A 12,286-nucleotide genomic window follows, 5' to 3' on the forward strand; every position below is an offset into this window, starting at 1 on the left:
CCCTCCTCGTTCGGACACCACAGGGCACCGGCCCTCACACGGAGCAGGTGAGGGGTGCCGGACCCACCTTACAGTTGCCGCAGGGCAACTGTTTACGTACGGCAGTCTTTCACCGCCACCGACCGACCCTGACCGCTTCTTCAGTGGGTAGAAGCCCGAGAGATAAGGTTTGCACCCGGAGTGAAGCGGAGTGTCACGGTATGAGCGCCAAGCCCGCCCGCCGGCCGCAGCAGTCCCACGAAGCGGCGCAGACCGCCAACGAGGTCCTGGAGTTGCTCGAGGTCCTGTGGGAGCGAGGCCGGGAGAACGCGGCTTACCCGGCCGTGTCCCCTTCCCAACTACGCGTGATGTACAGCCTCGAACGGGACGAGGGGATCAACCTGCGCCAGCTCGGCGACACACTGGGTGCGGCACCCTCGTCCGTCAGCCGCCTGTGCGACCGCCTTGAGGCGATGGGGTACATGGAGCGCGCGGCCAGTCAGGTCAGCCGCCGCGAGCGGACCCTGCACCTGACCCGTCAGGGCAAGGCACACCTCGACGCCCTGCGGAACCAGCGGATACAGGAGTTCCTCGCCCCCATCGAGCACATGTCGGCACCTCAGCGGGCGGCACTGCTGGAAGGACTGGCATCCCTCCGGGACGCCCTGGGCACCGTACGCACGACACAGGGGCACGACGGGACGCACAGGTCGCCGCCCTCAGCCTGAGACGTGCGCCCCGGGCCGGCCCGTCCAGTCGAGGCAGAGGACCAACGCGTCGTCGTCGAAGGCGCTCGCCCCGTGGTGTTCGGCCAGTTCCCGCAGTACGGCCCCCGGCACCTGGGTCGGCGGCAGCAGCCGCGTGGCGACCATGGAACGCGCCAACGCCCGTTGGCCGTACCGTTCACCTGCCGGCGAGGCGGCGTCGTAGACCCCGTCACTGCCGAAGAGCAGACGGTCCCCGGGTTGCACGGTGAAGTGCTGGGCGGTGTACACGGTGTCCTCGAACATGCCGAGCGGCAGCTGCTGTTCGAAGGGGATGGCCTCGACCGTACGTTCGCGCAGGCGCCACAGGCGTGGAGAGCCCGCGTCCACGGCCTCCACCTCGCCCGTGTCGAGGTCGAAGCGCAGCAACAGCACCGACACATGGGCACGGCCCTGGTACTGGGCGTAGATCGCCTGGTCGGCGAGGGTGGCCTGGCCGACCAGATCGAGACCGGCCCGTCGCGCGTTGCGCAGGGCGTTGACGGCGAGGTTGGTCAGCAGCGCGGCTTCGATCCCCTCCCCCATGCCATTGCTCACCGTGAGTGTCAGATGGTCGGCGGAGGCGGACCAGTCGTAGTTGTCACCGAAGATGGCGTAGGCGGGTTCCAGGTGCGCCCCCAGGGCGAACTCGGACCTCGCACATGAGTGGCCGGGCAGCAACTGCCACTGCATCTCGGCGGCCAGTGTGAGCCGTGTGGCACGTCGGGCCTGGACAAAAAGATCGGTGTCGCGCTCCGCGACCAGGATCTCGTGGCCCAGCGCCTCACAGATGTGCTGCATCTCCGGGAGCATCGCGTCGGTGAAACCGGCGGCCGGCATCGTCACCGACAGGACGCCCATGCGCTCGCCACGCACGGTGACGGGGAGATGGACCTGGACGTCGGTCTCGCCGGACCCGTGCGTGACCACCGGCTCCTGCGCGCCGAAGGCTCTCCCCTGCGGACTGCTGCCGATGGGGACGGGCTCGCTGATGAAGGGGACGGTGTCCACGGCCTGGAGGCTGCGCAAGCCGTAGTCCGCCAGCCTCAGTTCGATCCGCTGCGCACCGTGATGCTCTTTGAGAGCACTAGCGACGACGGACAGCAGAGTGTGGGGGGCCGCGGTACGTAGCGCCCGCTCGACAGCGACGAATCTGTCCACATCAACCCGTTCCCAGGCACCGCCGCGAGCGACCGCAAGACACCACACCGCTGCCTCGGCCGGACACGGAGCTTGCCCCTCGACAACATTTGCCCAACGGCAAGATTACAGGCACTCCGCCTTGAGCGTACGCCCGTAGTCCGCCGCAGCGGCGGGACCACGTCGACCCCGGGATCAGGAGGCAAGCTAACATTTGCCGGACAGCAACAAACGGGTACGGCAGCGCTCGCGGAAAGAGGTCGCACAATGTCCCACACGGAGTCGAATCTTGACATCGACGTCGTCGTCCACGACGACCGAACCGCCGTGGTGAAGATCGGTGGTGAGCTGGACATCGAGACCTCCACCTCGCTCCACCACCACGTCGCGAACCAGTTCCTGCACGGTCGCAACCACCTCGTCGTCGATCTGTCCGAGCTGCGGTTCATGGACTCCTCCGGCCTGAACGTGCTGATCAAGGCCGGCCGCGAAGCCCGCAACGCCTCCGGCGACCTGCACCTCGCGGCACCCACCGAGCAGGTACACCGACTTCTGGAGATCACGGGTCTGTCGCTGACAACGCCCATACACCCCAGCGTCGAAGCGGCGCTCGCCGCGGCCTCCTCGTAGGCCGCCGCGTGGACCGCACGGCGGGAGCCGGCGCCGCTCTTCGCGGGCGTTCAGGCAACTGGGCGGACACGGCCACCGGTTGCCTGTCGCAACGCGGCTTCCAGCCGGTCGCGGGCCTCGGTCTGGGCGGCGATCCGTTCATTGAGGGCGGTGCTGTTCATGCCGGTGATCGTGCAACCCTGCCGTTGGCGGCAGGGTCAAGCGGCGCCTGACGGTTGAAGTGCCGCGGGCGTGTCAGCAGAGATGTCCGGTGCCGCCGGAACGCGGATAGCCCCCGAACCGCCCCACCGGTGACCAGTCGGGGCTGATCGGCAGTGGCGCGGGGGCCAGCTTCCCGTACGCCCCGGCGGCGTAGACGATCTTTCCGTTCATGACGGTCAGGACCGACTCGATCTCCTTGATGCGGTCCACCGGAACCTTCAGGTAGTCGTCGGACAGTACGGCGATGTCCGCCAGCCGCCCCGCGGCCAGCGTGCCTTTGTCCTCCTCGCGGCTCTCCAGCCATGCGCTGCCCTGGGTGTACAGCTTCAGCGCGGTGAGCCGGTCGACGTTGTTCTCCGCGGCACGCATCCGCGTCCCGGCCAGCGTGCGGCCGGTGACGAGCCACCAGAGCCCGACCCAGGGGTTGTAACTGGCGACCCGGGTCGCGTCGGTGCCCATGCCCACGTGTACGCCGGCGCGCAGCATCTCGCCGACCGGAGGGCTGCGCCGGGCGACCCGGTCGCCGTAGTGCTCGCGGAAGATGTCGCCCTGGAACGCCATCTGGTGCTGTACGGCGATCCCGCCGCCCAGTGCGGCGACCCGGTCGATGTTGCGGGCGCTGATGGTCTCCGCGTGGTCGAGGATCCAGCGCACCCCGCCGACCGGCACGTCCCGGTTGATCGTCTGCATGACGCCGAGGAACCGGTCGATCGACTGGTCGTAGCTGGCGTGGTAGCGGAAGGGCCAACCCCGCTGAACCGTGTTCCGGACGACCCGGTCGAGGTCGGCCTCCATCTCCGGCGGAAAGACGGGGATCGGTTCGAGGAAGTTGTCGAAGTCGACGCCGTTCCACACGAGGGTCTCGCCGGGGCCGTGGATGCGGAAGACGTCGTCGCCGTTGTCGACGGCGAGTTCACGCGTCCAGCGCTCCAGCTCCGGGTACTCCGCGCCCGGGGTCTGCGGGAAGATGCTCGCCGCCAGCCGCGTCGTCAGGAGGCCGCGGCCGTGCAGGTCCTGGACGACGCCGTAGTCGGACGGGTAGGCCTGCCCGCCGCCGCCCGCGTCCATGACACTGGTGATGCCGAACCGGTTGACCTCGCGCATGAACTGCTGCGTGCTGTTGAGCTGGTCCGTGAAGGACAGGCGCGGCAGCCGTCCGATGGTTCCGTAGAGGATCCGCGGATCGGGCTTGGCGAAGAGCACACCGGTGGGATTGCCCTGGGCGTCGTGCTCGATCGCGCCGCCGGGCGGGTCGGGTGTGGTGCGGTCGAAGCCGAGGACCCGCAGGCCGGCGCGGTTGATGAAGGCCATGGAGTACTGGAAGAGGACGAGTGCGGGCGTGTCACCGGTCGCCTTGTTGATCTCCTCCAGGGTGGGCAGTCTGCGCTCGGTGAACTGGTCCCGGGACCAGCCGCCCACCACGCGCACCCACTGGGGCGGGGGTGTGCGCGCGGCCTGCGACTTCAGCCGTCGCAGGGCCTCCGCCAGGCTGGTCAGACCGTCCCAGCGCAGCTCCATCATGAAGTTCAGCCCGCCCCGGAGCAGATGGGTGTGGGAGTCGTTGAGGCCTGGTATGGCCGTACGACCGTCCAGGTCGACCACCTCGGTCGCGGGACCGCGCAGCCGCATGACGTCCCGCTCCGTCCCCACGGCCACGATGCGGTTGCCCGTGACGGCGATCGCAGTCGCCAAGGGGGCGCCGGGGTCGAGTGTAAGCAGCTTCCCCCGGTACAGGATCAGGTCGGCGTGGTCGCCCGCGGCTGCGGCGACCGGGGTGGCGGCGTGCGCGAGCGTGGGGAGGGCTACCGCGGCCGATGTGGCGGCCGTTCCGACGACGGCGCCCTTGAGGACGCTGCGCCGCCGCACGCCGCTGGGAATGTGCTGCTCGTCCGCGGCTGAAGTCTCAGTCATGGCTGTCACCTTGTCTCAGTGGGTAGTGCAAACTTCCACTACCTCTGGACAGGGGTGGTGACTTTCCCTGCACCCCCGGGTGACTCTGCGCGCACGGACGCGGGGCTCACCCCGAACCTGCTGCTGAATGCGCGGCTGAAGTGGGAGCGGTCGACGAATCCCCAGCGGTGGGCGACCGCCGAGACCGTGAGGGTCGCGAGCGCGGGGTTCATCAGGTCGGTGCGGGCGCGGTCGAGCCTGCTGTCCCGGATATGGGCGGCGACGGTTGTCCCCGAGTTCTCGAAGCACTGGTGGAGGGAGCGCACCGAGACACCGAGCGCCGCGGCCACCATGGCCGGAGTCAGTTCCGGATCACGCAGGTTGCGCTCGATGTGGTGATGCGCCCGCACACGCGTGACGTCGGAGCCGCTGACGGAGGAGTGGCCGCGCTGCTCGCTCAGCAGTGCCTCGACCGCGTTCAGCAGGGTGCGCTCCACATGGCCCCGGCTCCCGGGAGGCATCCTCCCGTGCGAGCGCGCCACGCTGCGCAGCAGTGAGCCGATCAGGTCCACTCCGGGCTGTCCCGCGGGCAGTCGGGTCGCGGTCAGTTCGGCGAGCCCGTCACGGTCGCCGGGGACGCGCACTCCGTCGGGAATCAGCAGGGTCACGAAGTGCACGTCGTCGGTGTTGGAGGTGGCGAACGGGCTCGCCGCGTCCGACAGGACCACGTCGCCCGGTCCGACCGTCGCCTCGCGACCGCCCTGTTCGAAGCGGCTTGTGCCGGCGAGCTGCACCCGAACGCTGAAGGGGCGGGGGCCTTCTCCCGCCGCCAGTGCGGGGGTGCGGACCGCCTCGTGGGCGGAGAGGCGGAACCGGACGACGCGGAGGTCGCCGATGTTCATCCGGTGAGCGGCTGCCCGGAAGTCGGGGCCGGCGGCGATGTGCAGCTCGGTCGCGTTCTGGGAGGCGATGTTGTGCCAGACGCGCAGCCGTTCCTGGGCCGGCAACCGCAGGGTGACCCGGGCGGTCTCGTCCATCACACCTCCCTTCGGCGCGCCTGGAGCATACTGGCCGCCGCGGCCGCTCGGGCACGTGTCCTACGGTCCCAGGCTACGGCCGACCCACCGGTCCCGGGCCACGTCCGACTCTCTACTCCCGAGCCACGGCCGACTGCCTGCCCCCGGGCGACGACGCTCCCGGGAGGTCCCGGTCGCCGGAGGCCGTGCCGCCCGCGACGGCTTCGCGCCACGGGCGCAATTGCCTGGGCGGCATCCCCATGGCCAGCGCGCCCACGATCCGCCCGTCCTTCCAGTACGTGGCGAGGAAACGCCCGCTCTCCAGGTCGCCCTCCACCACGGTGACGCTGTCGTGGCCGGGCAGATGACCGTAGGCCTGGACCGAGAAGTCGTACTGGTCGGACCAGAAATACGGCACCGAGGCGAACGCCCCGGGATCGTCGGACCGCAGGATGTCCCGGGCCACTGCCAGCCCCTGCGAGGTGGCGTTGGTCCGGTGCTCGATCCGCAGCCGGGTGCCGAACAGCGGGTGGTCGAAACGGGCTACGTCCCCCGCAGCGTGGATGTTCCGTCCGGCCCGGCCGGACGCGTCGCACACCACACCGTCGTCCAGGGTCAGCCCGCTGCCCTGGAGCCACTCCGTGTTCGGACGTGATCCGACCGCCACGACCACGTCGTCCGCGTCGAGCGCCGTGCCGTCGGACAGGTCCACTCCGACGACCCGTCCGGCGGCTCCCCGCAACCGCTCCACGGTGACCCCGGTGCGTACGTCGACGCCGTGGGCGAGGTGCGCGGCGGTGAGCGCGCCGCCCACTTCCGGACCCACGGTCCTGGCGAGCGGCGTCGCCTCGGCCTCGACCAGGGTGACGTCCGTGCCCAGGCCCCTTGCCGTCGCCGCGATCTCCGACCCGAGGAACCCGGCGCCGACCACGACCAGTCGGCGGCCCGGCGCCAGTTCGTCCCGCAGAGTGCGGGCGTCGTCGAGCGTACGCAGGACATGGACGCCCCCCAGGGGGCCGCTCGGGCCGTCGGCGAAGAACGGCCGGCGGGGGCGCACTCCGGTCGCGATCACGAGCACGTCGTACGGGATGCGGTCGTCGGCCAGGACGACCTCCCGGTGGTCCTGGTCCAGGGCGACGGCCGGCCGGCCCACCCGCAGGGTCAGTCCGAGTGCGTCGAGGTCGGCCGGGGACTTCAACAGAAGTCGTTCCGCCGGGAGTCGGGCGCTCAGGAACGCCTTGGACAGCGGTGGGCGGTCGTACGGCAGATGCGGTTCGTCACCGACGAGTGTGAGTTCGCCGCCGTACCCGAACCGCCTCAGTGCCCCGGCGGTGGCGAGCCCGGCGGCCGAGGCGCCCACGACCACGATCCGGTCGATGGGGCCGTTCACGTCTCGTCCACCCTGATCGCAGCGGCGGGGCAGACCAGGGCGGACTCGTGCACCCCCGCGTGGGCGTCGGGGCCGGGCTCGGCCGTCAGGAGCACCACTTTCCCGTCCTCGTCGCGCTGGTCGAAGACGTCGGGGGCGATGAGGACACACTGGCCCGACGCGACGCATCGGGGGACGTCCACTTCCACGTGCATGAGGGTTCTCTTCCGTGTCGCGATATCCGGGGTGGTCACCAGGTGACGGGCATGTGGCGGGCGCCGTAGGCGGCCGAGTCGTCCTTGAACTCGACCTTCTCGCCCGGGGCGACGCGCAGCCCGGGCAGGCGCCGGAACACCTCCGGCAGCGTCATCTGGAGCTCCATCCGCGCCAGCGGCTGGCCCAGGCACTGGTGGACGCCGTAGCCGAAGGCCACGTGCTGGCGCGCGTTGACGCGCATCAGGTCGAGCGCGTCGCCGCCGGGGAAGACGTCCTCGTCGCGGTTGGCCGAGTTGAGCATGATCACCACGCCGTCACCCGCGGGTATGGTCACGTCACCGAGGCGTACGTCCTGGGTGACGACCCGGCTCAGTCCGACGTGGGCGATGCTCAGGAAGCGCAGCAACTCCTCGACGGCGTTGGCGAGTTCCGTCTGCCCCTGGTAGAGCCGCTCGCGCTGCTCCGGGTGGTCGAGCAGCGCCAGGACCCCGAGGCCGATCATGTTGGCCGTGGTCTCGTGGCCGGCGAACAGCAGGAACGCCCCCACGTCGGCGGCGTCGCGCACCGAGAAGGTGCCGCTCTCCGTGTGCACGGCGAGCCGGCCCACGAGGTCGTCCTTCGGGTTCCGCAGCCGGTCCCGGACCATCTCCTCCAGGTAGTCGCCCAGCGCGATGTGCGCCGCGACCTTCTCCTCGTCGGAGACCGTGATGTCGATGAGGGTGCGCGAGTGCTCCTGGAAGAAGGAGTGGTCGCCGTACGGGACACCGAGCAGTGCGCAGATCACCAGTGACGGCAGCGGGAGCGCGACCTCCTCCACGAAGTCGACCGGCCCGCCGCGCGCCTCCAGTCCGTCGAGCAGCCCGGCGAGGATCTGCCGCGTCGGACCTCGCAGCGCCTCGACCCGCTTGACCATGAACTCCCGTGTCAGAGCGGTGCGGAACACCGTGTGGAGGGGGTCGTCCTGGCCGACGAAGAATCCTGGCGGCATCTCCTGGGCACTGTTGCCGGGGAAGTTGGCGTGGCCGCGGTCGACACTCACCCCCGGCGAGGTCAGCAGGGTGCGGGCGTCCTCCCAGCGCGTCACCAGCCACGCGGACTGCTTACCGCCCCAGAGCGTGACCCGGGACACCGGCGCCTCCTTCCGCAGACGCGCGTAGGGCGGCGGGGGGTCGAGCGGGCACACCGGATCACGCTCCATGGAAAGGGCGAGGGAAGAACTCTCCTGATAAGACATGGTGACCCTCCGAAAAAGACTCCGAGCAACTTCTCCTTTCAGACGCTAACACCGCCTCGAACGCCGCTTTCGCCAGTGCTTCGGGATCAGGTAAAAACGAGTCACCATGTGATTCGAAAGGTGCTCCGATCACAGGAAGAGACAGTTCCGCCAAAGGGCTTGTGCGTCGCATTCAATTCCTCTTGCATTCGCTTACGTGGTTTGTGTTCACCACCCGGATTGGAGTTCCCATGGAATCCCTGCGTTTCGACGGCCGGGTCGCGATCGTGACCGGTGCCGGTCGCGGGCTCGGCCGGGCCCACGCCCTCCTGCTCGGCGCCCGCGGAGCGCGCGTTGTCGTCAACGACCTCGGAGGCAGCCCTACCGGCGAGGGGCAGGACCCCGGTCCCGCCGAGCGGGTGGCGGCGGAGATCCGGGCGGCAGGCGGCGAAGCGGTCGCCGACGGTTCGGACATCGCCACCACCGAGGGCGCCGAACACGTGGTGGCGACCGCCATCGGGACGTACGGGCGCCTTGACGTCGTGGTGAACAACGCCGGAATCGTGGTGCCCGACGCGTTCCCCGACGTGACCCTGGCGGAGCTGCGCCGGCACTTCACCGTCCACGTGGGCGGCAGTTTCAACGTGACTCGCGCCAGTTGGCCGCACCTGGTGGCCGCGGGCTACGGCCGGGTTGTGCTGACCGGCTCGCACGCCGTGCTGGGCGCGGACTCGCTCATCGCGTACGGCACGGCCAAGGGCGGGGTGCACGCCCTGGTCGGCGCGCTCGCCCAGGCCGGCCGCAAGCTGGGTATCACGGTCAACGGCGTGGCCCCCGTGGCCGCCACCCGGATCGCCGGGGGCAACGACGACGGAACCTCCGGGGAGGGGGTGCTGGACGGTGCCGACCCGGCCCTGGTCTCACCGGTGGTCGCCCTCCTGTCCCACGAGTCGTGCGCCGTCACCGGCGAGACAGTGGTGAGCGGCGGGCGCCGGCAGGCACGCCTGTTCACCGCGGAGACCACCGGATACGTCCACCCCGACACCGCCGTCACCCCCGAGGTGCTGGCCGAACACTGGGAGGCGATCAGGGAGACCGCGGGCCACCACGTCCTCACGGACACCACGAGCTGGATGGAGCTCTACGCCGCATGGATCGCCGCCGGAACACCCGCCTAGGCCGTACCGAGCTCGCTCACATACCCAGCACCGCGCGCAGCCGGGCCATCTCGGCCAGCAGGGCCGCGGCGGTCGCGTCCCGTTCCCGGGCGCCGAAGCGGGCGGCGGGCGCGATGACGCTGTACGCGGCGAGGCCCCCGTGGATCCAGGCCAGCGGCGCGGCGACCGACACCACGCCCTCGATGGTCTCGCCCTCGCTCACGACGTACCCCCGCTCGCGCCCGATGGCGAGGTCGGCGAGCAGGGCCTCGACACCGTGCCGCGGGGCGGGCACGTCCGGTTCGGTGAGGAGTTCCCTGACGCGCCTCTCGTCCAGGGACAGCAGCAGCGCCTTGCCGGCGGCGCCCCGGCTGAGCGGGAACTCCGCGCCCACCCCGACCTGGACCCGGGTCGCGGACGGACCGGGTGTCTCCTGGACGCAGGTGGCCTGGTTGCCCAGCCGCCAGAACAGCGCCACGGTCTCCCCGGTGAGCGCCCGCAGCCGCTGCTGACTCGCCCGGGTCCGGGCCACGACTGCGTCCTGCTGGAGCATCACCCCGGACAGCCGCAGGATCTCCGGTCCCGGGCGGTAGGCCCGGCGTCGCCGGTCGAAGACGAGGAACCCCTCGGCCTCCAGCGCGCGGAGCAGCCGGTGGGCGGTGGGCACCGAGTAGCCGAACCGGGCGGCGACCTCCGCACCCGTCAGGGTCGGCCGCCGGCCGGAGAAGGCCTGGAGGATCGACAGAGCGCGGTAGACACTCTGCGTCCCGGTGACGGCGGGTTCATTGGTCGGCCGCCCCGCTGGGAGCCGGTTCACTGGATACACGTGCATGGGTCGGTCCTTCCGCCTCTCGCGAGGCGCCTGCGGATCGCACTGTCGGACGGCGACCGCACCCGCGTGTCCGGGTGCGGGCCGGGTGCGGGCCGGGGCGTGGTGGCCCCGGCCCGCGTCTGCCTCAGCCCGCCGCGAGGACGTCGGCGTGGAGTTCCGCCACGTCGGGGTAGGGGCTCTGGTCGGCGAACTCCCAGGCGGCCTCGACGTCCTTGAGCGCCTGTACGTCGATCTCGGCGAGGGTGTCCTCGGTGGCGTGCCCCTCCGCCAGGAGCCGGTCCCGGAAGCGCGTCACGGGGTCGGCGCCGCGCCGGTCCGCGACCTCGGCCGGGTCGATGTAGGCCATCGTGTCGTACCGGGTGTGGCCCCGGAACCGGTACGTCATGGCCTCCACCAGGGTCGGTCCGCCACCCGAGCGGGCCCGGTCGAGCGCCTCGGTCATCGTGTTCCAGACGGTGACCACGTCGTCGCCGTCGACGAGCTTGGCGGGGACGCCGTAGGCGACGGCCCGGTCGACGACGTGCTCCACGGGCGAGGTGGTGCTGAACCGGGTGTGCTCGGCGTAGAGGTTGTTGTGGCACACGTAGACGACGGGCAGCTGCCACAGCGAGGCGAGGGTGAGGGCCTCGTGGAAGGCGCCCTCGTTGGCGGCGCCGTCCCCGAAGTTGCACACCGTCACCCGGCCGTCTCCGCTCAGCTGGGAGGCGAGCGCCCAGCCGGCGGCGACCGGCAACTGGCCGCCCACGACACCCGAGTTCATGATGACGCCGGACTCGGCGTGGACTGCGTGGACCCATCCCGACCTGCCGCGCGCGGGACCGGTCGCCTTGCCGAGCGCTTCGGCGAAGAGCAGTTCGGGCGGGAATCCCTTGGCCATCATCGACATGCCGTCGCGGTAGTAGGCGACCATCCGGTCCTCCGGCCGCATCGACCGGCCGATGACGGCGCCGAGCAGTTCGGATCCCCGCCATGAGAACCAGGTGGTGTTGATCGTGCCGCTCATGAGGAGCCGCTGGACCTTCTCGTCGAGTTCCTTGGCGAAGACGGAGACGCGGTAGACGTCGACCAGATGCTCGGGGGTGGGGTTCATCGGTGCTCCGTTCATCGGTGCTCGGATCGTCGGTGCCCGTTTGGTCGGGCGGTGGTGTGCGGACCGGGGGCGACCGGGAACTCGGCGTCCCAGGCGTGGGTTTCGAGGGCCTCGCGGACCGCTCCGAGGGCACGGGCCGCGTAGGCGCCGTCGAACGCCCGGTGGTCCCAGGCGAGGGTGAGGTTGCCGACGGGCCGTACGACCACGGTGTGTCCGCCGCGGCCGTCGGGTACGGCGACCGGGCGCGGTGCGACGGCGTCGACCGTGATGATGGCGACCTGGGGCGCGTTGACGATGGGCAGCGTCTGACGCGCCCCGAACGGGCCGGGGTTGGAGAGGGTGAAGGTGCCGCCGGACACGTCGGCACCGGTCAGTTGCCCCGAGCGGGCCCGGGCGGCCAACGTGTGGATGCTCCGGGCGAGTTCGGGCACGCCGGCTCGCCCCGCGTCCTGGATCACGGGGACGACCAGCCCCTCGAAATCCAGGTCGACGGCGATGCCCAGGCCCACCGTGCGCCGCAGTTCCAGTCCCTCGTCGGTGAACCGCGCGGTGAGTCTCGGGTACGCCTCGACGGCGAGCAGAACCGCTCTGGCCACGAAGGGCAGACAGCCGAGGCCGTGTCCGTGCTCCTCGCGCCACGCGGGACCGCGCCGGCCCCGGACGGCGTCGACGGCTCCGTAGTCGACGTCCACCAGGGCGTGCGCGTGGGCGACGCCGTTGCTGGCGGCGAGCAGGTGGCGGGCCGCCCGCCGGCGGACGGTGGGGTGCGGGACGAGGATGACCTCGTCGGGCGAGGACATCGTGGGCCTC

General features: G+C 70.8%; 12 protein-coding genes. 3 read left to right on the forward strand and 9 right to left on the reverse strand.

Annotated features, from left to right (window positions below; translation table 11 throughout):
* The first annotated feature begins 200 nt into the window (after positions 1 to 200).
* On the forward strand, positions 201 to 707 hold the full coding sequence (locus ACIQAC_RS22885; RefSeq protein ID WP_402193723.1) for a MarR family winged helix-turn-helix transcriptional regulator: 507 nt from the start codon (positions 201 to 203) through the stop codon (positions 705 to 707).
* Here the strand turns inward: ACIQAC_RS22885 and ACIQAC_RS22890 are convergent.
* Positions 699 to 1,883 carry a PP2C family protein-serine/threonine phosphatase gene (locus tag ACIQAC_RS22890; protein ID WP_402193724.1) on the reverse strand — a complete coding sequence of 395 codons (1,185 nt, stop codon included), beginning with the start codon at positions 1,881 to 1,883 and terminating at the stop codon, positions 699 to 701. The two genes, ACIQAC_RS22885 and ACIQAC_RS22890, sit on opposite strands and share 9 nt — an antisense overlap.
* Before the next feature lie 246 nt (positions 1,884 to 2,129).
* On the opposite strand from ACIQAC_RS22890, the gene ACIQAC_RS22895 reads away from it, so the two are divergent.
* Positions 2,130 to 2,492, forward strand: coding sequence for an STAS domain-containing protein (locus ACIQAC_RS22895; RefSeq protein ID WP_402193726.1), 363 nt, complete (start codon positions 2,130 to 2,132; stop codon positions 2,490 to 2,492).
* Between the two features lie 234 nt (positions 2,493 to 2,726).
* Here the strand turns inward: ACIQAC_RS22895 and ACIQAC_RS22900 are convergent, their stop codons facing one another.
* The 5 genes from ACIQAC_RS22900 to ACIQAC_RS22920 all read right to left on the reverse strand — a co-directional run bounded on the left by ACIQAC_RS22900 (position 2,727) and on the right by ACIQAC_RS22920 (position 8,418).
* The gene (locus tag ACIQAC_RS22900; protein ID WP_402193727.1) at positions 2,727 to 4,604 is read right to left on the reverse strand and encodes an amidohydrolase; all 1,878 of its coding nucleotides are present in this window, start codon (positions 4,602 to 4,604) and stop codon (positions 2,727 to 2,729) included.
* A gap of 38 nt (positions 4,605 to 4,642) precedes the next feature.
* Positions 4,643 to 5,620: a helix-turn-helix domain-containing protein gene (locus ACIQAC_RS22905; RefSeq protein WP_402193729.1), complete on the reverse strand. Its 978-nt coding sequence runs from the start codon at positions 5,618 to 5,620 to the stop codon at positions 4,643 to 4,645.
* Between the two features lie 112 nt (positions 5,621 to 5,732).
* A complete protein-coding gene (locus ACIQAC_RS22910; RefSeq protein ID WP_402193948.1) occupies positions 5,733 to 6,977 on the reverse strand; it encodes an NAD(P)/FAD-dependent oxidoreductase in 1,245 nt (414 codons plus the stop codon).
* An 8-nt stretch (positions 6,978 to 6,985) separates the two neighbouring features.
* Positions 6,986 to 7,183: a ferredoxin gene (locus tag ACIQAC_RS22915; RefSeq protein ID WP_402193731.1), complete on the reverse strand. Its 198-nt coding sequence runs from the start codon at positions 7,181 to 7,183 to the stop codon at positions 6,986 to 6,988.
* 35 nt (positions 7,184 to 7,218) lie between these two features.
* Positions 7,219 to 8,418 carry a cytochrome P450 gene (locus ACIQAC_RS22920; protein WP_402193733.1) on the reverse strand — a complete coding sequence of 400 codons (1,200 nt, stop codon included), beginning with the start codon at positions 8,416 to 8,418 and terminating at the stop codon, positions 7,219 to 7,221.
* 230 nt (positions 8,419 to 8,648) lie between these two features.
* Between ACIQAC_RS22920 and ACIQAC_RS22925 the strand changes: the two genes are divergently transcribed.
* Positions 8,649 to 9,575, forward strand: a complete 927-nt coding sequence (locus ACIQAC_RS22925) for an SDR family NAD(P)-dependent oxidoreductase (RefSeq protein ID WP_402193734.1) — start codon at positions 8,649 to 8,651, stop codon at positions 9,573 to 9,575.
* A 16-nt stretch (positions 9,576 to 9,591) separates the two neighbouring features.
* On the opposite strand, the gene ACIQAC_RS22930 is transcribed toward ACIQAC_RS22925, so the two are convergent.
* From ACIQAC_RS22930 to ACIQAC_RS22940, 3 genes are all read right to left on the reverse strand, one after another.
* The gene (locus tag ACIQAC_RS22930) at positions 9,592 to 10,386 is read right to left on the reverse strand and encodes an IclR family transcriptional regulator (protein WP_402193735.1); all 795 of its coding nucleotides are present in this window, start codon (positions 10,384 to 10,386) and stop codon (positions 9,592 to 9,594) included.
* A gap of 124 nt (positions 10,387 to 10,510) precedes the next feature.
* Positions 10,511 to 11,476 carry a thiamine pyrophosphate-dependent dehydrogenase E1 component subunit alpha gene (locus tag ACIQAC_RS22935; RefSeq protein WP_402193737.1) on the reverse strand — a complete coding sequence of 322 codons (966 nt, stop codon included), beginning with the start codon at positions 11,474 to 11,476 and terminating at the stop codon, positions 10,511 to 10,513.
* An 11-nt stretch (positions 11,477 to 11,487) separates the two neighbouring features.
* The gene (locus tag ACIQAC_RS22940; protein ID WP_402193739.1) at positions 11,488 to 12,276 is read right to left on the reverse strand and encodes a 2-oxo acid dehydrogenase subunit E2; all 789 of its coding nucleotides are present in this window, start codon (positions 12,274 to 12,276) and stop codon (positions 11,488 to 11,490) included.
* Between the last annotated feature and the right edge of the window lie 10 nt (positions 12,277 to 12,286).

The organism is Streptomyces sp. NPDC088387 (assembly GCF_044753385.1).
Taxonomy (GTDB): Bacteria; Actinomycetota; Actinomycetes; order Streptomycetales; family Streptomycetaceae; genus Streptomyces.